This window comes from Bacillus sp. 2D03 (assembly GCF_003946765.1).
Classification (GTDB): domain Bacteria; phylum Bacillota; class Bacilli; order Bacillales; family Bacillaceae_G; genus Bacillus_A; species Bacillus_A cereus.
Window position 1 is genome coordinate 653331 of the sequence record NZ_RPSJ01000001.1, and the last position, 18727, is coordinate 672057.

Genomic DNA, 18727 nt, shown 5'->3' on the forward strand with positions numbered 1-18727 from the left:
AAAATATTTAAACATAACATTTTTTGTAGATTCCCTCCGTTTATTGTCGGTTTCCATCCGCATACATTTTTTAAAAGTATGATATAATAGTATAAATCTTGAAGGAAGGGATTTTGATATCATGATCGCTCGAAGGAGCATGTGGCATCGTATTGACGAATCATACACGTAGCGTATTTTTCAGCTCAGATACTTTAGTCTAGCGAAAAAAATACGAGAGTGGGGAAATTATGATTGCCCGAAGGATAATTTGGCAAAAAAAAGACTCTTCTTACACATAGCGTTTTGTTTAGGACTTAATTGTTACTAACTAAACAAAACAAAGAAGAGCAGGATTGCTAAATGACGAATCCTACTCCACGTTTTGTTTAGTCGTTTTAAGACTTAAACTAAAACGAAGGTAGGGAGAATTGATGGACGAGAGGATTATTCGTTATTTCTTCAGCGACATATAGCGTAGTTAGTTTTTTCGTAAACTAACTGAAAGCTACATGTGAGCTCGTAGTTAGTTTACAACACAAAAAGGACTACTAACTACGGAAAGAAGGAATAACGATGAGGAACATCCAAAGTCGGCAAATTATTAAAGAAATTTTTATGGTTTTAATCGGTTCATTTATTTTAGCAGCAGCGCTATATCACATTCACTTCCAAAACCACTTAACAGAAGGTGGCTTTGTAGGAATTGCACTATTCATTCAAAACTTTTATGATATTTCACCATCTATTTCAACTGTATTAATGGATATCCCAATTATTTTACTGTGCGCTTCATTTTTAGGTAGAAAAATGGTTGGTTATTCATTCCTAGGTTCAATTTCATTCGGAGTATTTTATTCCTTTATGGAAAATTATTCTCCATTTACGGTAGATTTATCAAATAACTTATTTATAGCTGCAGTAGTTGGCGGTGCGTTAGCTGGTATTGGACTCGGTTTTATATTGCGATTTGGCGGTGCAACCGGTGGAGACGATATTTTAACAATTGTATTAAGTAAACGAACTCGTTTTACAATTGGGCAAATTTTCTTCGTCTTTGACGCGATTGTTCTTGCGCTTTCATTATATTATTTAAATTGGACAGAAATTGCTTTTACTATTCTTTCGATTGCCGTACAGGCAAAAACATTGGATTTAATTTATTATCCAAAAACAGAAAAAACAGCAGAAAAACAGCCAGTATCTGTTCCAATGTCCAAAAAACATGCAACAAATTAAAAAAGCGAAAGGCTTCGGCCTCTCGCTTTTTTTATGCTCTTTTTTCTTTCTCGACTATATGGCGCACTTGATAAAATCTATTTGCAAATTCAGTAACGTTTCTTGTTAAACGATAATTCACTGTAGATCCAATTGCCATTCCAATTACCGGTATACCTTGGAATAATTTACGACGAAGAGCATAAATCGAAAATGTCTTCAAAATTTGTTTTAACACAACCTCAGTAGAAGCTGTTTGTAGCACTGCTTCGTCTCCTTCGTAAAAGAACGAATCTTCCTGCTCCAGCTCTTGCAATAAATTGTACCATGCATATTGCTGAAGTCTTCCTGGTAGTAATGACGCATGAAACACCTTTAACGCAAGCATCATTTCATACGGCTTGTTCACATCATGTCCAAATGATGTTGCAATAAGTTGGACTGCCTTCACATTTAACGCGATCATAACCGGAAAATCCGCCGTTAATAATAATAAACCTCCAGCACCTGTTGCCCCGCCTTGTACAAATGAATATAGACGATGACGTGCTGTTTGCTGCTCTGCTATGTATGTTAATTGATCAATAGATAATGCTTTCAAATCTTCAAGCTGTTCAATCGATTCATCAAATAATCTTGATGTTCCTAAAATCCGATTACGTGCATCTAACTGTGCTTGTGAACTTTGAATAAATGCATGCAAATGAAAGAGCCATCCATCTGCTTTCGTGAAGAATTCTTTTCGCTTTTTCTCAGGTAATTTCGCAACTGTAGTATGTAACCATTTATCAAACACTTTTTGAAAATCGGTCGCTTCTTGCTCAACTAATTGCGCTTCCCATTCTTTTATATTGTCTAAAATGGCTTGTTCTCGCTTCGATCGCATCGTAACAACCACCTCGTTCGATTTTTTTCTATTGTAACATATTTCTGCTTATTCTTTGCAAATATGCTTGTCTATCTTTATTCACATACCATTTTTGAATGGCATAAAATATTAACAAAAAGGATGAGATAAATCACATGAATCTATCCGATATAAAAAAAGAATATAATGCGGTATTCAGCTTAGGACAAAACTGCTGGCCTGCTTGGGCATTATATCAATTAGAATTATCACCATTTTTTGGCGTTATTGATTTTATGCTAAGCCCCTCATTAGAAAAAGTGAATGTATTATTACAAAATCGATTTGACCGCTTTTTAAATTTCGAAAATTTATCCTTCATCTCATTTTGGGATGATGATGCAAAATTAAGATTAAGGGACAACCTTTATGAAATTGACTCCTGTCATGACTTTAAAACAGATGTAAACACACCAACTTCTTGGCCTTCTTATACAGAAATTAAGTTAAACTATGAACATCGTATTAATCGTTTTCTAGCTACAATTGAAACGGCAGAATCCATATTATTTACTCGAACTGGAGGAACATATGAAGAAGCATGTTCCCTAGAACAAATTTTATCTCAAATCGTTACACATACATTCTCTGTCCTGTTACTAATTCCTGCCGATATACCAACTATCACCCAAGAAGATTGGGGATTACAACGTGTTTGCGTTATGAAATGTCCTATTATGGATGTATACCAATACAATGAAGCATTTTGGAAAAACTTATTTGATGGAATTACGATTAGACCACATTCTTAAATACATGACACCTTTACTACAAAACACATTATAATCTTCCTTATACAAAAAAATAAGGAGTGATTGTATATGTATCCACGTGCAAAGGCTTTTGGCATTGCTATACATCACGGGCGTCTTCTCGTACAAGAATATCATTCAGCCGATGAAACATTTTACCGACCTCTTGGTGGTTCAATTGAACTTGGTGAACAATCAGCACATACCGTTATTCGTGAATTTAGGGAAGAGCTTCATACAGAAGTGGAAATCACCAATTATTTAGGTTGTTTAGAAAATGTCTTTCATCTAGATGGAGACATTGGTCATGAAATCATTCAACTATATTCTTTGCGTTTATTAGACACGTCACTATATGAAATGAAAACATTAAATATACAAGATGAGGAAACAGTAGCGTATGCGAAATGGATTCCTATTACGGCATTCATTCAGAAAGAAAAAATATTATATCCGGATGGAGTTTTAAAATACATCCAAAAGAAAAAAGACGAAATCCTATAGGATCTCGTCTTTCTTTTCATATATTAACCAATATCTCCAAGACGTAGTACATCACGAGCAATCATAACTTCTTCGTCAGTTGGAATTACGATAATTTTTACTGGAGAATGTGGGAAGCTGATGAATGCTTCTTCACCGAATACGTTATTACGTTTTGCATCAAAGTATACGCCCATGTACTCAAGGCCTTCTAATACGCGCTCACGAATAATCGCACTGTTTTCACCTACACCAGCTGTGAAGATGATTGCGTCTACACCTTTCATACGAGCAGTGTAAGAACCGATGTATTTGTGGATACGGCTTACGAATACATCAAGTGCTACTTTCGCACGGTGGTCGCCTTCTTCTTCTTTCGCAATGATGTCACGTAGGTCACTAGAGTAACCAGTAAGACCTAACATACCACTCTTCTTGTTTAATACGTTAACTACTTCTTCTACTGTTTGGCCTGTTTTTTCCATGATGTATGGAATTAACGCAGGGTCAAGGTTACCAGAACGTGTACCCATTGTTACACCAGCAAGTGGAGTGAAGCCCATAGAAGTATCGATAGATTTACCGCCTTCTACTGCTGCGATACTTGCACCGTTACCTAAGTGACAAGAAAGTAAGCTTAAGCTTTCAATTGGACGACCTAATAATTCAGCCGCACGCTCAGTTACATATTTATGAGAAGTTCCGTGGAAACCGTATTTACGGATGCCGAATTTTTCATAGTACTCATATGGTAGGCTGTATAGGAATGCAGATTCCGGCATTGTTTGGTGGAATGCTGTATCGAATACTGCTACTGCTGGTACGTTTGGTAATACTTCTTGGAATGCTTTAATACCAACAACGTTTGCTGGGTTATGAAGTGGTGCTAAATCGCTTAATTCTTCGATATCAGCTAATACTTCATCAGTAATTAAAACAGAGTCAGCAAATTTTTCGCCGCCGTGAACAACACGGTGACCGATACCGCCAATCTCATCTAGAGATTTAACGATTCCGTTTTCAGTTAATTTTTTTAGAAGCATATTAACTGCTACTGCGTGATCTGGAATGTTTGTAATTTCTTTTTGTTTTTCGCCATCTACAGTAATAGTGAAGATACTATCTTCTAAACCGATACGTTCTACTAAACCTTTTGTTAATACTGTTTCACTTGGCATTTCAAATAATTGGAATTTTAAGGAAGAGCTTCCTGCGTTAATCGCGATGATTTTTGACATCTAGTCTTTCGCCCCTTTTTCTCTTGGTAGTTGTGTGGATGTTTCCACAAACCGCTCGATTTTATCTGATCAAATTCACTAAATATGAAAACGTTTCATCATTAGCAAATTTTATACTCACGATTTTAATTTAAACATCGTCCGACATATATTTCAAGTGAAAAAATTGTAACACCAAGAAAAAATATATATTACAGATTTCAAAAAAATTCAGTTAAATCTTGTATATATTTAAAAATATGACATATTATATAAAACTGTACTACATGAATCACTAATGCTGTTACATATACCTAGCTTTATTTATGTGTTGCAAACCAAGTATTTAATTGATCCATAATGTCTTCCATCGCCTTCATGTTAGAGAATTTAGGCAACTCCACTAATAACGCCTGTTTTGGCATTGTTACATTAGCGCCTTTCTTTTGGAGAACAAATATACTTTTTGCATTTTTCTCGTTTTTAAACATGGAAACAGGAAGCTGTAATAACCCTTGAATAAAGCATGTTTCTTTAATAAATGCATGTAATTTTGGTGCCTGGTCACTTTCAAAAATGAAGTTTGGTACTAAGAAGAATAAGTACCCGCCCTCTTTCGTATGTTTCACACTTTGTTCAATAAATAAGTGATGGGCATATGACATTCCTTCATCTGCTTTTAATTTATATTCACTTGCACCGATTTCGTTTGGATAATAACCAACTGGCAAGTCTGAAACCACTGCATCAACTGGATCGATATAAAGTGGTGCTAGTCCATCTTGATGGAAGAATTCGATTGCATGCTTTTGTAAATTTGCATTTACTAAAGCAAGTTTAATTAGCACTTCATCCACTTCTACACCAAATCCACTCATTGTTAGTCCTTCTTTGGCGCTATTAAACACTGTAGTCATTAAGTTACCTGTTCCAATTGCAGGATCTAAAACTGTAATTTCATTTTGCCCTTGCATAAATTTATGGAATAAATAACTCATAAACATACCAACTGCATCAGGTGTCATTTCATGATTCGCTTGTACGCCTTCTTTCATTCCTTTTAAGATGGCTAACTGAAATGCTTTACGAATTTCTTCACCTTTATATGTTTCTTCATTAAACGTACTATATTCACGATTCAGCCTTTCAATTGCTGATTCGGATAATTCTTCTTGTAAAATCGCTCCCTCAAACAAGTTATCACCTGTCTCTACAAGCGCCTCTAAATATGTTACATCTAATTCTTTACGTAAAACTACCGCAGAAGAATCAAAAATAGAAAATAATGTTTCTACTGTCTGACTCACGTACATTCCTCCTTCTCTCTTTTACACATAACTTATATCATACCACAAAGTGTTTTTTTCCAAAAAGAAAAAGCGACCTCCTGTAAAGAGCTCCCTTTTAAGTTATATATGATATAACGTTTTTTCTCATATATCGATGCCGTTACAGAGCAATATATGAGAAAAAACGACCTCTTTATAAGAGGTCATTTCCTTCACATTACTTCGCAGATTTAGCTGCTTCTAATGCTGCTTCATAGTTTGGATGGCTTGTACCTTCGCTTACGTACTCTGCGTAAACTACTTTGTCGTTGCTATCTACTACGAATACTGCACGAGCAAGTAAACGAAGCTCTTTCATTACTAAGCCGTAAGCTTCACCGAATGAAAGGTCACGGTGGTCAGAAAGTGTTACAACATTTTCTAAACCGTTTGCTGCACACCAGCGTTTTTGAGCGAATGGTAAATCAGCGCTAATTGTTAATACTTTCGCGTTTTCAATACCTGCTGCATCTTGGTTAAAACGACGTGTTTGTGCATCACAAACACCTGTGTCGATTGAAGGTACAACACTAATTAATTTCACTTCGCCTTTGTATGTTTCTAAACTTACTGGAGATAAGTCGTTTGCTAATACTTGGAAGTTTGGCGCTTGATCGCCAACTTTAACTTCTGTTCCAACTAAAGTCATTGGATTACCTTTAAAAGTTACGTTTGCCACTTGAAAATCCTCCCTTATTTAAACAAAATATGTACAATGTAAATGATAGTTTGTCCCTATCGATAATGCAAATAAAATCGCTTTATTTACAAAAAAATTAAAGAAGCTAACCTATTGATTAGCTTCTTTATTCGTTAAATTTGAAATTCAGGATCATCTTCTTTTCGTTTATCCATCATTTCTTTCACTTTATCAACAGCTTGTGGAGCTAATTCAATTATTTTATCGATGACGTGTGTTTGTTTATCTAAGTGCAATACTTTCACACCATCTCCATTTATAACAAGAAAGGCAACAGGATTAATAGAAACTCCTCCACCACTTCCCCCGCCAAATGGATGGCGGCCTGAATGTTCTACTTTACCAAATTCACTTCCACCAGCAGCAAATCCAAAACTTACTTTCGAAACAGTAAGAATTACACTTCCATCTGCCGCTTTAATTGGGTCACCAACAATGGTATTTACATCAGTCATTTGTTTTAAATGCTGCATTGCGGTTGTCATTAAACCTTGAATTGGATGGTCCATTCTATATCCCCCCTATGCTTGAACAGATTTTTCTGTCATACCAGATCTTTGCTTCCTCATAAATATGAGCAATTTCACCGCTGTTTTTATAGTGCGGAATATCCGAAAAGATGCTGTTAACTCACATCTTGACGCAAATCCTTTCCCTTGAAAAACAGGAGTAATTTCAAATTCTGGTACATCGACAATATGCATATATTGTCCGACAACTCCAGCAGCCATACCTTTTGTCCCCCATGCATATCCAGTGACAATTCCAGTACTAGCTGCGTCGCCTGCTCCAATTTGTGTATGCCATTTCCAACCATTGATTTTCACTCGTTTGAGAAAATCTTTAACAATAGTATGAACTTCTTGAAGCTTTTTTATCAGTTCACCAATGCTGTCAAGTTGCGCCATAATTTTATTATCGAGTCCGCCGTCCTCTTCAGCTTTTTCGATTTTCTGTCCTGTCTTTTTCTGCTGTTTTTCAATTCTTTCCAACACATCAAATGTATATCGAATCATCCATATTTTCACTTGAAGCAAACATTGCTTTTCCATTTCTGAATATAAAAATGTCACCTTAAGCTTTATTTTCGACAATAGTATAAACAAAATAAAAAGAAGAAGAATTATTATTCCAATTACGAACCACTTCATACGTATCATCCTTTCACTCCGTACCCATTATCGACAACTTTATTCATCATTAAACAGGGTTCTATAAGATTGAATATAAAAATTTTTCTAAAAATAAAAAGGTATTTTGACAATTTATATCGAAATATATTATTTGAACATATCATCAGGGAACGGACTCTAATGATATGTAGCACGAAAAACAGAAAATTTAACTGCAGTGGAGGGATACATAATGGCAGATCATCGCAATTTATTTTTCTTTTATGGTGATGACAAAGCAACGCTCGTTGAAAAAATGAAACCAATCTATCGTATTTTAGAAGAGAATGGATTTACCATATTAGATCATCCAAAAAATGCAAACGCTATCGTCAGTGTTGGAGATGATGCAACCTTCTTACAAGCCGTTCGTAAAACTGGTTTTAGAGAAGATTGTTTATACGCAGGGATTTCTACGAAAGATGAAATTTCTTTCTACTGCGATTTCCATATTGATCACGTTGATACAGCCCTTCAAGAAATTACAAAAAATGAAATTGAAGTGCGTAAATATCCAACAATTCAGGTAGATGTAGATGGCAGTACATCTTTCCATTGTTTAAATGAGTTCTCATTACGTTCTAGTATTATAAAAACATTCGTTGTAGATGTTCACGTTGATGATTTATATTTCGAAACTTTTAGAGGAGACGGTTTAGTAGTTTCTACCCCAACAGGAAGTACTGCTTACAATAAATCATTGCATGGTGCAGTTGTTGACCCGCTTATCCCATGTTTCCAAGTAAGCGAACTAGCATCTTTAAACAACAACACTTACCGTACGCTCGGTTCACCTTTCATTTTAAATCACGAACGTACATTAACTTTAAAACTAAGACCAGACGGTAACGATTATCCTGTTATCGGCATGGATAACGAAGCGCTTAGTATTAAACAAGTGGAAAAAGCTGTTGTACGCTTAAGCGATAAACAAATTAAAACAGTTAAATTAAAAAACAACTCTTTCTGGGAAAAAGTACAGAGAACGTTTTTATAGGATTAAAATAACCGCAGAATTATGGAATTCCATAATTCTGCGGTTATTTATTTACCCCGATTGGCGCGGACAATAATCTCTTACTATCCGGCCGTTATTCTTGTCAGTTTTTGTCGGTAAGTCGATATATTCCGATAATCGCTCATATATTTTTACGCATCTTTTCTATAGACAACTTGGCCATCTATTACGGTCATTTCTACTTCTACTTCTTTTATTTCTTCTGCCTCAATTTCAAACATATTGCGGTCTAATATTGTAAAGTCTGCTTCATATCCTTTTGTAATTTGCCCTCGCTTCGCTTCTTTTCCAATTGCATAGGCACTTCCTGTTGTAAATAAAGAAACAGCCTCATATACCGTTAATCTTTCCTCAGGCATATAGCATACACCGTCAATAAAACTTCTACGTGTAACAGCGCTATATATGCCTAAAAACGGATTCACTTGTTCAATAGGAGCATCTGAACCACCGTTGCAGTGTAATCCTGCTTCCAGTAACGTCTTCCAAGCGTACGCATAACGAAGACGGCGCTCTCCTAGTTTTTCAATGACTGACGGAAAATCTGATGAAAGGAAGACTGGCTGTATATCTATAATGGCTTGCAAGTTTTTCATTCTTTCAATTAACTCCTCACGAGCAAGCTGACAATGAATAATGCGATCACGTAACCCTTTTGCTGGTGGATATAATTCGAGTGCATCAATGACATATTCAAGCGATAAGTCACCGATAGTATGAATCGCAACTGGCATATGTAAATCTCGTGCTTTCTTCACTAATTCTGCAAGTTCTTCACGTGAGAAAATCGCAACCCCATTCGTTTCCTTCGCATCTTCATACGGTTCACTTAATAATGCTGTTCTTCCGCCAAAAGAACCGTCAGAGAAAATTTTTATTGCCCCAAATTCAATATAATGTTCATTTTCATATTCTTTTCGTTCATGTGCTACTTCATGGTGAACGAGCAAATGGGCTTTAAATGGCATTTCTTTTATAACGTGAGAAAACGCATTATATGTTTTTCTAAAACCACCATAATAATTTAAATCTTCCGTATGCCCGCCAACGAGTCCGTATTTCCAGCAATCTTTAATCGCTGTTTGCAGAGCTCTTTGTAAATAAGCTTCATCAATTTCTGGCTGAACATGTTTAATTAATTCTTGCCCTTGTTCATATAAAAGTCCTGTTAACTTATTTGATGAATCCCTGCCAATTTTCCCGCCTTTTGGATCTTCTGTCGCTTCTGTTATATTCACTTCTTGCAGTATGTATGAATTCACCCATGTAACGTGACGACAAACTCTCTTTAATAAAATAGGATGGTCTTTCGAAATTTCATCTAAATCACGCGCGTGAACATCTTTCGTATCTGTAAAGTTATTTTCATTCCATCCTTCTCCAATAATCCAAGAGCCCTTTGGAGCTTCTTCCACTCGCTTCTGAACAAGAGCCAGTACTTCGCTATAAGATGTACAATTTGATAAATCTAGACGGAGTAATCTCTCTCCATGCCCAATAAGATGCATATGGCTATCAACGAGACCTGGGATCATTGTTTTTCCTTTTAGGTCATGTAACTTTACGTTTGAATATCTGCTTTCTAATTCTCCCTTATTACCAGCATCAACAATTATGCCGTTTTCAACGTAAACAGCGTCCACTTTTTCATTTTCTTCTCTCATTGTGTAAATGGTGCCGCCATACCAAATTTCTCCCATATATCCCATCTCCTTTATTTTTTATTGTAAAAAAAAAAGCACCATTTCAAAACATGGTGCTTTTCTAAAAATTACTTTTGTTCAGTAGTAGACGTTGTAACTTGCCATTCAATATTAAATTTATCTTTTACTTGTCCGTATGCTGGGCTCCAGAATGTTTCTTGAAGTGGCATGATAACTTCTCCACCTTCTTGTAACTTATCGAATACTTCTTTTGCTTTTTCTGCATTACTAATTTGAATTGCGATTGTTACTTGAGATCCGATTGCATGTCCTTGACCTGGGAATGTATCAGAAATCATAAGATCCGTATTACCAACTTTTAAAGTAGCGTGTAAAACACGCTCTTTCGCTTCAGCTGGAATCGGGTATTCTGGATTTTCAGGCATGTCACCAAAAGTTTGCATGACTTCTACTTTTGCATCTAAAGCCTCTTTATAAAACTGTACAGCTTCTTGCCCACTACCATCTAAAACTAAGTACGGATTAATCCCTAAAATCATACGGACACCTCTTTTTTAAGTTTATAAAATCGAACTTGTGTTCGTTTTTATATTATCATTGTTTTGCATTTCATTCAACTATTTACTTCACTGTTTTCAAAATTATTTTGACGGAATCTCCATCTCTTGTTTTCTAAGTTCAATACGGCGAATTTTTCCAGAAATCGTTTTTGGTAGTTCATCTACAAATTCAATTTTGCGAGGGTATTTATATGGTGCAGTGAGTTCTTTGACGTGTTGTTGGAGTGTTGGAATTAATGTTTCTTCGCTCTTTTCTATATTCTCTCTTAATACGATAAATGCCTTCACGACACTTCCACGAATTTCATCAGGACTTGCGACAACTGCACATTCTCTTACGTAAGGATGTTTTACAAGTGCATCCTCTACTTCAAACGGCCCGATTGTATAACCAGAGCTAATAATGATATCATCACCGCGCCCTTCAAACCAGAAGTAGCCGTCTTCATCTTTCTTCGCTTTATCACCTGTAATATAATAATCACCGCGGAATTGCATCGCTGTACGTTCATCGTCTTTGTAATATTGTTTAAAGAGGGCCGGCGTTTCAATGTGAACTGCAATATCACCAACTTCGCCTACTTTAACTGGAGTACCTTCCTCATTTATGATATCGACGTGGTTACCTGGCGTTGGTTTCCCCATTGAACCTGGTCTAATATCCATCCCTTTCATTACACCAACAAGTAATGTATTTTCCGTTTGCCCATAGCCGTCTCTCACTGTAATATGAAAGTGCTTTTGGAACGTTCCAATCACTTCTCTATTTAACGGCTCACCTGCTGATACAGCGCTATGTAATGCCTCTAAATTGTACTGGCTTAAATCTTCTACCTTTGCCATTAATCTATACTCAGTCGGTGTACAACAAAGTACATTTACCTTATTATCGTCTAATAAGTTCAGGTACGTTTTCGGTTCAAACTTACCGTGATATACAAACCCTGTTGCCCCTGATCCTAGCGTTGCTAAAAACGGGCTCCAAATCCACTTTTGCCAGCCTGGACTAGCTGTTGCCCATACAATATCATTCTCTTCAATTCCGAGCCAATTTGGAGCGCTCGTACGTAAATGAGCGTATGCCCACGCATGTGTATGAACGACACCTTTTGGATTTCCTGTCGTTCCTGACGTGTAAGATAAAAAGACCATATCTTCTTTATCTGTCTTCGCCATTTCTAACCTGTCACTCTCTGTTTCTAACGCTGTTTTTAAATTAATCCATCCATCTACTGACTGCTCGCTCAGGACAAATTTTCGAAGAGATTCCATCGCTTCTATATCATCAAACTGCCTAATATACGGCTCATAGCTTACTATCGCTTTTACTTCTCCATGTCCAATTCGATATTCTATATCTTTTTTACGTAACATTTCCGAGCTTGGAATTACGACAAATCCTGCTTTAATAGCAGCAATATACGTCATGTACGCTTCAATTAAACGCGGCATCATAATAAGAAGCTTGTCCCCTTTTTGCAAACCACTTTTTATAAAAGCGTTTCCAATTTTATTCGCACCTTGCATTAATTCAGCGTATGTAACTTCCCTTCGATTCCCTTTATCATCTTGCCAAATTAAAGCTAATTTCCCTTTATCACCCGTATATTTCTCTATTTCAGAAACTAAATTATAAGACGGTGGCGCCAACAATTCTTCTCGCTTCATAAAATATCCTCCCTTTTCTTTATGCCTCTTTTATATAATAAAGAATTTTCTGTTAATTTTGAACCCTCTTCTTTTGACAAATTTTTCAGTTCTGTCGAATTACTAAATGAAATTACATCAACTTACCGACAAATGGCAACACAAAAAAGAAAGAGCGGGAGAACCCGCTCTTTCTAAGCCATCATATGGGATTATTTTTGGTAACCGCCTAATTGTTGCTCAGCTAGTGAAACTAGACGTTTAGTGATTTCACCACCAACAGAACCGTTAGCGCGAGCTGTTGCATCAGCTCCAAGTTGAACACCAAACTCTTGAGCGATTTCGTATTTCATTTGGTCTAATGCTGATTCAGCACCAGGAACCGCTAATTTATTTGTGCTACGTGACATGTTATATCACCTCCTTGTGAGTATAGAGTGTGATAAATAACATGACTTCATACACGTTTTAGATATGGTAATTTATGGTTTAGAAAAGTTCTTCAAATTTTTCTTCTTCCGCCACTACTTCTATCGTTTGTAATACCATTGTTTCTTTGTTCGCTACAGCTTCATCGATTAATGGTGTGAAATCGTATTTCGCTTCAAAACGATTTGCTTTTTCACGTTTCGGCTTCGTCGCTGGGCTTGCTGGTGTAAATACAGTACAGCAATCTTCATATGGACGAATTGAAATATCATACGTGCCGATTTCTTCAGCGATTTTAATAATCTCTAATTTATCCATCGTAATAAGCGGACGAATAACTGGGTAGTTTGTTACTTCGTTAATCGTATGCATACTATCTAACGTTTGGCTTGCTACTTGCCCAAGACTTTCACCAGTCGTAATTGCAAGTGCGTTACGCTCCTCAGCAATACGTTCTGTAATACGCATCATCATACGGCGCATAACCGTCATTGAATAGCTAGATGGGATTTCTTTATTAATCGTTTTTTGCACTTCTGTAAACGGAACAAGGTGAAGCGTTACTCGTTTACAATACTTCGTTAACTCTTGCGCTAAATCGATTACTTTTTGTTTTGCACGCTCACTTGTGAAAGGTGGACTATGGAAGTGAACTGCTTCCACAGATACGCCGCGTTTCATCGTTAAGTAAGCTGCTACTGGGCTATCAATACCACCAGAAAGAAGTACCATTACTTTTCCGCCAACGCCAACTGGTAAACCGCCAGCTCCCATACGCTCATCACACATAATGTAGCTATAACCACTGCGAATTTCTACACGTACATTTACATCTGGATTATGAACATCTACAGTAATATCTTCTGTATTTTCTAGAATGTGTCCACCAATCTCAGGTAATAATTCCATCGTTCTCATTGGGAAATGCTTATAAGAACGGTGTACAGTAATTTTAAATGTTTTCACATCGCCTTTTACTTGTAAGAAAGCTGCTAATGCACCTTCTTTAATGTCTTCTAATTCTGATGGTACTTTCATCGCTAAGTTAAATTTATGAATGCCAAATACATCTTTCAATCTTTCAGATACCGCTTCATGATCTTCGCCATTTAACTGGATGTACATACGGTCATGTGTTGCATCGATTTTAATATTTGGGAATTTTTTCAGTTTGAACTTCACGTTATCTTTTAATGTGCTTACAAATTTAGAACGGTTCTTACCTTTTGTCGTCATTTCTCCATAACGCACTAAAATATATTCATATTTCAACATAATTTCTTTACCTCATCACTTCATATAATTTTGGCATCGTCTCTTTTACAATACCTTCAAATTGTTTTACTTCTTCCATTGTGTTTTCTGGTGCCAAACTAATACGAATAGCGCTTGCAGCTGCTGCATGCGGCACTCCCATTGACACTAACACTCTGCTCACTTCATTTGCTTTTGAAGAACAAGCAGATTTCGTTGACACATATACACCGTGTTCTTCTAAAGCATGAACGACTACTTCTGGTTTTAAACCAACAAATGATACATTTAAAATGTGCGGTGCTGCATATGCAAGCGACGTGTTAATCGTTACATCTTCCATCTCTTTAAAGAAACGAACAAGCTCTGCTTGTAAACTTTGCAAATGAGCTACCTTTTCTTTCACTTGTTCCATTGTCATGCGAAGTGCTTTCACCATCGCTACAATGCCAGGTAAATTCTCTGTACCAGAGCGATACTTAAGCTCTTGTTGACCACCTGATAAAATCGGATCTAATCTTACGCCATCGCGTACATAAAGAAGACCTGTTCCTTTTACACTGTGGAATTTATGTCCAGATATTGAGCAAAGATCAATATGAGAAGCATATAAATCAAGCGGTACTTTTCCTATCCCTTGTACATGATCTACATGGAATCTTATTTTCGGATGATTCGATAATAACGTTCCAATTTCAGCAACGGGTTGAATTGCTCCGGTTTCGTTGTTCACATGAATAATTGACACAAGAATCGTATCTTCACGAAGCGCTCGTTTCACATCTTCTACCGATACAACACCATGCTCGTTAACCGGTAAATATGTTACATCAAACCCGAGTTCTTCTAATTGCTTATATGCTTCAAACACAGACGCGTGTTCAATATTTGTTGTAATGATATGTTTGCCACGCGAACGATTCCTCATCGCTATCCCTTTAATCGCAAGGTTATTTCCTTCCGTTCCACCTGATGTAAAAATAATTTCAGAAGGTTTAACACGAAGAAGCTGCGCTGCAATCGTTCTTGATTGTGTTAATAGACGCTCTGCCTCTCCTCCAAGCGAATGAATAGAAGAAGGATTACCAAAATATTTCCCAGCAACCGTCACGTACGATTGAAGAGCTTCTGGATATGGCTTCGTCGTCGCACTATTATCAAAATAGATCATCGTTCTTCCCCTTTCAGCGCTATCACATCGTATAATCATATCATAAATACGTGTCATTACGCTAAGACTACGCAAAGGTTCCGTTTTATCTCGATTGGTGAAGGCTAATAATTGGCGAGGATGCCCTCCCATTACAGTTTCACTTTATCCCGCGTTAACGGGCAATAAGACTCTCACCTCAAAATCCAGTTAGAGCAAAGAAGTTAGATGGGAGATTAACTGCCCGTAAATGTCCGATTGGTGAAGGCTAGTAATCAGTGGGGATGAATCCTCCCACCGATTACAGTTTCACTTTATTTTGAAACGAATAACCTTGCTGTATTCCGCTATTCATTATAGCAACATCGCCTGCAAAATTACATAAAAAAACAAACCCTTTTATGAAAGGGTTTGTTCATTGTCTACATATTCAGCTATTTTTTGAACAACGCCAGGTTCAAGTTGCTCTAACACTGAAGCCGCTTGTTCTAAAGCTGCATCGTATTGGTATTCACGGAATAATTTCTCAGCATAATTTAAACTTTCTGCTAGGTTTTCATCATGACTACGGTAACGGTTACCGTACTGAATTAATTTTTCCACTAAATACGCTTGTCCAATTAACTCTTCTGTCATTTCAGCCACACCGTTCACAGTTGTGTATGCTTCTTCTAAACTGCTATTTACAGCGTTCATATTTAACGGCTTCACTTCTAATTGTTCATATACAGCTTGCATTGCCATTTGCCCTCTTTTTAAATCTTCCATAATACTCTCTGGAAGACCTGGCAAATTCGACTTTTGCATAAAGCGTTTCGTTTCGAAAATAGTATTTCGCATTTCTTGTAACTTCTCACGTGCTTCAAATTCTTCTTTGCGCATCGTTTGCAGCATTTCTTTATATTCTGCATGAAGTACTTTTAACGTTTCACATTGCTCATAAACCTCTTCTAGTTCCTCGCGAATAATAGAGAAGGCAATATCTTGTTCTGCAACGCGTAATTGTAGCATTTCAAAACGTTTCGTTAAAATGTGCATTTGCTTTTCAATTACTTTTTGAGACTCAATGTCTTTATCTTGTAACTGATAGCTTTGTTTCACAAGTTGTGTTTCTGTTTTCGTTTCAATCGTTTCGATGCGCATTTCTTCTAAATCATCATAAACAGAAAGTGTTTTTTGCTCCACATAATGTCTCGCATGTACTTCTTGTTCCAGTTGATCGTAGAAGCCATCTAAACGTGTTTTTAAGTTTTCTACTTTTTCAGCCGCTTCTGTTATATGAAGCTCCTGTATATCCATTAAACATGTTTGTAGTTGTTTCGTCATATCACGAACTTCTTTAGGGACTTCCAAATAATCTAATACATAACCTTGTCTTACCATATCATTGTGTCCGTGTAATAAATCTTCCAGCTGAACTGGTAACGTCGCTTGACACTCTACCAATAAATCTGGAATTTGGTGAATAATGATTTCTAAATCTGCTAAACCTTCTTCCAAACTAATAACAATTTCTCTCGCTTTTAAATAGTCGCCATTGTTTGTCGCTTCTTCAAAGGTTTTAAATTTCTCAGATTCAGCGTCTAGCATCTCTTCGATTTTCTGCTCTGCTGCTCCATACATATGTCTATGAGCAAGAACACTCTTTTTCATACTACGATATGTATCACGTAACCCTTCAATTTCCGAGCTATTTTTCTCATGGCTTTCTAACAATTGCTGTAATTCATTTAAAATGTCCGTAATACGATTATCAGCGTCATCTAAACCACTTATGGATTCGTTCATCGCATGCTTTGCTTTTCGGAAGGAGAATTGCGAGGCGAATTTTCGCGCTTGCGCTAAATCTTTGTCAGCTTTCGGAAGGGTTGTTGATACAATTTCATCCCATTCTTCACGCCATTTACCAAACAGTTCTTCTGTTTGACCCGTCATGTTTAAATCTTTTACCCGTTTTAGTTCATCTGCCACAGGTTTATCTTTTATCTCTTGTTTCCACTGCTCCAGTGCTTCAATATCTTTATATGAACGATTTCTTATCACAAGCTCTATCATGAGCAGCACTAGAATAGAGCTTACTACAATGATAACGATCGTCAGGATAGAATCCATGCAAAAAAGCCTCCTAGTTATATCTCTTTTTTTGTCCGTTCCGTTTATGAAATGGAAGGCATTATGTATAAAAAGGGAATTCCCCTATATTTAACAACTAACAATGTACTAATCATACCATGTAATGGTTTGTTTTTGACCTAGTTTTTTTAAAAATTTCATGTTCCTTTCAATGTGATTGTAATCTTTCTCAATATTCCGCCTACCTCACTACCTATCCTCAAATGATTGTAATAACAAACAATCTTTCGTATGGGATACGAAATAAATTTTCCGCATGAGTGGTGGTTCAACAGAAATTACATGTACATTTCCTTGCCTTACAGACTGCTCTACTGCCCTTTCTGGAAGTAACGTGATACCAAGGCCAGCTTTTACCATTGCAAGCATCGGTTCTGCGTAAGATGTTTCCACAGCTATAGTTGGTTTTACACCTATTTCATGAAACATGTTCATAATCATTTTCCTTACATCACATATTTCTGGATATACAATTAATTTTTCATTGTGCAGCTCTTCTATTTGAATGACTATCTTCTCTTTGTACGGATGATTATTTGAAACGGCACAAACAATTTTCTCTTGTTGCACTTCTTTTATATACGTAGCACCTTCTACTACTGAATCGATGAACATCGCGTCAATCTCCCGCGCTTTAAATAACTCTCTTAATACTTCCGTATGTCCGATTTGCCATTCCACTTCGAACTCATCACCTAATATATCTTTACATTCTGATATGTAATACTCCGCTAAACTCGGTAGTATACCAATTGAAAACTTCCGGTTCTCTTGATACCCCCTCATTTCTGTTTTCACTTCATTTATTTGCTCCAAAATTGGTAACATTCTTTTTATAAATAACTCTCCTGCCTCCGTTAACTCTACTCCTTGCGCAGAACGTTTAAGTAAAGTAACCTCTAAATCCGCTTCTAACTTTTGAATTTGTTTACTAAGCGCTGGTTGAGATATATGTAAAATCTTACTTGCCTTTGATAAACTTCGCGTATGCTTCACTTCAATAAACGATCGTACTGCCTCCAAATCCATTGTACACACCTCTAACAAAAAGTTATAACCGTTATAAGAAATCGATATTTCCTCCTATAAACAATTACTCTTTATACTTATTTCATC

At 36.6% G+C, this 18727-nt stretch carries 18 protein-coding genes; 4 read left to right on the plus strand and 14 right to left on the minus strand.

Going from position 1 to position 18727, the window contains the following annotated elements; genetic code table 11:
• Positions 1–555 precede the first annotated feature (555 nt).
• Positions 556–1218 (plus strand): YitT family protein, encoded by a 663-nt coding sequence (locus EBQ15_RS03670; protein ID WP_001244515.1) that lies wholly within the window; start codon positions 556–558, stop codon positions 1216–1218.
• A 31-nt stretch (positions 1219–1249) separates the two neighbouring features.
• Here EBQ15_RS03670 and EBQ15_RS03675 read toward each other — a convergent pair whose 3' ends face one another.
• Positions 1250–2083 carry an EcsC family protein gene (locus EBQ15_RS03675; protein ID WP_001256853.1) on the minus strand — a complete coding sequence of 278 codons (834 nt, stop codon included), beginning with the start codon at positions 2081–2083 and terminating at the stop codon, positions 1250–1252.
• A 137-nt stretch (positions 2084–2220) separates the two neighbouring features.
• On the opposite strand from EBQ15_RS03675, the gene EBQ15_RS03680 reads away from it, so the two are divergent.
• The gene (locus tag EBQ15_RS03680; RefSeq protein ID WP_001053735.1) at positions 2221–2856 is read left to right on the plus strand and encodes a DUF1796 family putative cysteine peptidase; all 636 of its coding nucleotides are present in this window, start codon (positions 2221–2223) and stop codon (positions 2854–2856) included.
• Positions 2857–2925: 69 nt separating this feature from the next.
• Positions 2926–3360 (plus strand): NUDIX hydrolase, encoded by a 435-nt coding sequence (locus EBQ15_RS03685; RefSeq protein ID WP_000283471.1) that lies wholly within the window; start codon positions 2926–2928, stop codon positions 3358–3360.
• A 23-nt stretch (positions 3361–3383) separates the two neighbouring features.
• Here the strand turns inward: EBQ15_RS03685 and ackA are convergent, their stop codons facing one another.
• From ackA to EBQ15_RS03710, 5 genes are all read right to left on the minus strand, one after another.
• Entirely contained in the window at positions 3384–4577 is a 1194-nt protein-coding gene (gene ackA / locus EBQ15_RS03690; RefSeq protein ID WP_000034575.1) for an acetate kinase, read from the minus strand.
• A gap of 299 nt (positions 4578–4876) precedes the next feature.
• Positions 4877–5863, minus strand: coding sequence for a class I SAM-dependent methyltransferase (locus tag EBQ15_RS03695; RefSeq protein ID WP_000084367.1), 987 nt, complete (start codon positions 5861–5863; stop codon positions 4877–4879).
• A gap of 199 nt (positions 5864–6062) precedes the next feature.
• Positions 6063–6563 (minus strand): thiol peroxidase, encoded by a 501-nt coding sequence (gene tpx / locus EBQ15_RS03700; protein WP_000024525.1) that lies wholly within the window; start codon positions 6561–6563, stop codon positions 6063–6065.
• 134 nt (positions 6564–6697) lie between these two features.
• Positions 6698–7093, minus strand: a complete 396-nt coding sequence (ytfJ, locus tag EBQ15_RS03705) for a GerW family sporulation protein (protein ID WP_000350003.1) — start codon at positions 7091–7093, stop codon at positions 6698–6700.
• A 12-nt stretch (positions 7094–7105) separates the two neighbouring features.
• The gene (locus EBQ15_RS03710) at positions 7106–7744 is read right to left on the minus strand and encodes a DUF2953 domain-containing protein (protein ID WP_002098024.1); all 639 of its coding nucleotides are present in this window, start codon (positions 7742–7744) and stop codon (positions 7106–7108) included.
• Positions 7745–7949: 205 nt separating this feature from the next.
• Here EBQ15_RS03710 and EBQ15_RS03715 point away from each other — a divergent pair, with 205 nt between their 5' ends.
• Complete coding sequence (locus EBQ15_RS03715) at positions 7950–8753, plus strand: NAD kinase (protein ID WP_000763257.1); 804 nt, start codon at positions 7950–7952, stop codon at positions 8751–8753.
• 152 nt (positions 8754–8905) lie between these two features.
• Here EBQ15_RS03715 and EBQ15_RS03720 read toward each other — a convergent pair whose 3' ends face one another.
• From EBQ15_RS03720 to EBQ15_RS03755, 8 genes are all read right to left on the minus strand, one after another.
• Entirely contained in the window at positions 8906–10474 is a 1569-nt protein-coding gene (locus EBQ15_RS03720; RefSeq protein WP_000503987.1) for an amidohydrolase, read from the minus strand.
• A 71-nt stretch (positions 10475–10545) separates the two neighbouring features.
• Positions 10546–10977 carry a VOC family protein gene (locus EBQ15_RS03725; RefSeq protein WP_000600350.1) on the minus strand — a complete coding sequence of 144 codons (432 nt, stop codon included), beginning with the start codon at positions 10975–10977 and terminating at the stop codon, positions 10546–10548.
• Between the two features lie 102 nt (positions 10978–11079).
• Positions 11080–12666, minus strand: a complete 1587-nt coding sequence (mbcS, locus tag EBQ15_RS03730) for an acyl-CoA synthetase MbcS (RefSeq protein WP_000817769.1) — start codon at positions 12664–12666, stop codon at positions 11080–11082.
• Positions 12667–12857: 191 nt separating this feature from the next.
• Positions 12858–13055 (minus strand): alpha/beta-type small acid-soluble spore protein, encoded by a 198-nt coding sequence (locus EBQ15_RS03735; RefSeq protein WP_000091640.1) that lies wholly within the window; start codon positions 13053–13055, stop codon positions 12858–12860.
• 79 nt (positions 13056–13134) lie between these two features.
• Positions 13135–14349: a tRNA uracil 4-sulfurtransferase ThiI gene (gene thiI / locus EBQ15_RS03740; RefSeq protein WP_000922336.1), complete on the minus strand. Its 1215-nt coding sequence runs from the start codon at positions 14347–14349 to the stop codon at positions 13135–13137.
• Between the two features lie 7 nt (positions 14350–14356).
• A complete protein-coding gene (locus EBQ15_RS03745; RefSeq protein WP_000638992.1) occupies positions 14357–15499 on the minus strand; it encodes a cysteine desulfurase family protein in 1143 nt (380 codons plus the stop codon).
• Positions 15500–15877: 378 nt separating this feature from the next.
• Positions 15878–17590: a septation ring formation regulator EzrA gene (ezrA, locus tag EBQ15_RS03750; protein ID WP_000377305.1), complete on the minus strand. Its 1713-nt coding sequence runs from the start codon at positions 17588–17590 to the stop codon at positions 15878–15880.
• A 210-nt stretch (positions 17591–17800) separates the two neighbouring features.
• The gene (locus tag EBQ15_RS03755; protein WP_000362536.1) at positions 17801–18640 is read right to left on the minus strand and encodes a LysR family transcriptional regulator; all 840 of its coding nucleotides are present in this window, start codon (positions 18638–18640) and stop codon (positions 17801–17803) included.
• Positions 18641–18727 lie beyond the last annotated feature (87 nt).

Coding starts and splice junctions, on each gene's coding strand:
- EBQ15_RS03670 (WP_001244515.1), top strand. CDS start 556: ATGAGGAACATCCAAAGTCGGCAAATTATTAAAGAAATTTTTATGGTT.
- EBQ15_RS03675 (WP_001256853.1), bottom strand. CDS start 2,083: ATGCGATCGAAGCGAGAACAAGCCATTTTAGACAATATAAAAGAATGG.
- EBQ15_RS03680 (WP_001053735.1), top strand. CDS start 2,221: ATGAATCTATCCGATATAAAAAAAGAATATAATGCGGTATTCAGCTTA.
- EBQ15_RS03685 (WP_000283471.1), top strand. CDS start 2,926: ATGTATCCACGTGCAAAGGCTTTTGGCATTGCTATACATCACGGGCGT.
- ackA (WP_000034575.1), bottom strand. CDS start 4,577: ATGTCAAAAATCATCGCGATTAACGCAGGAAGCTCTTCCTTAAAATTC.
- ytfJ (WP_000350003.1), bottom strand. CDS start 7,093: ATGGACCATCCAATTCAAGGTTTAATGACAACCGCAATGCAGCATTTA.
- EBQ15_RS03710 (WP_002098024.1), bottom strand. CDS start 7,744: ATGATACGTATGAAGTGGTTCGTAATTGGAATAATAATTCTTCTTCTT.
- EBQ15_RS03715 (WP_000763257.1), top strand. CDS start 7,950: ATGGCAGATCATCGCAATTTATTTTTCTTTTATGGTGATGACAAAGCA.
- EBQ15_RS03720 (WP_000503987.1), bottom strand. CDS start 10,474: ATGGGAGAAATTTGGTATGGCGGCACCATTTACACAATGAGAGAAGAA.
- EBQ15_RS03725 (WP_000600350.1), bottom strand. CDS start 10,977: ATGATTTTAGGGATTAATCCGTACTTAGTTTTAGATGGTAGTGGGCAA.
- mbcS (WP_000817769.1), bottom strand. CDS start 12,666: ATGAAGCGAGAAGAATTGTTGGCGCCACCGTCTTATAATTTAGTTTCT.
- EBQ15_RS03735 (WP_000091640.1), bottom strand. CDS start 13,055: ATGTCACGTAGCACAAATAAATTAGCGGTTCCTGGTGCTGAATCAGCA.
- thiI (WP_000922336.1), bottom strand. CDS start 14,349: ATGTTGAAATATGAATATATTTTAGTGCGTTATGGAGAAATGACGACA.
- EBQ15_RS03745 (WP_000638992.1), bottom strand. CDS start 15,499: ATGATCTATTTTGATAATAGTGCGACGACGAAGCCATATCCAGAAGCT.
- ezrA (WP_000377305.1), bottom strand. CDS start 17,590: ATGGATTCTATCCTGACGATCGTTATCATTGTAGTAAGCTCTATTCTA.
- EBQ15_RS03755 (WP_000362536.1), bottom strand. CDS start 18,640: ATGGATTTGGAGGCAGTACGATCGTTTATTGAAGTGAAGCATACGCGA.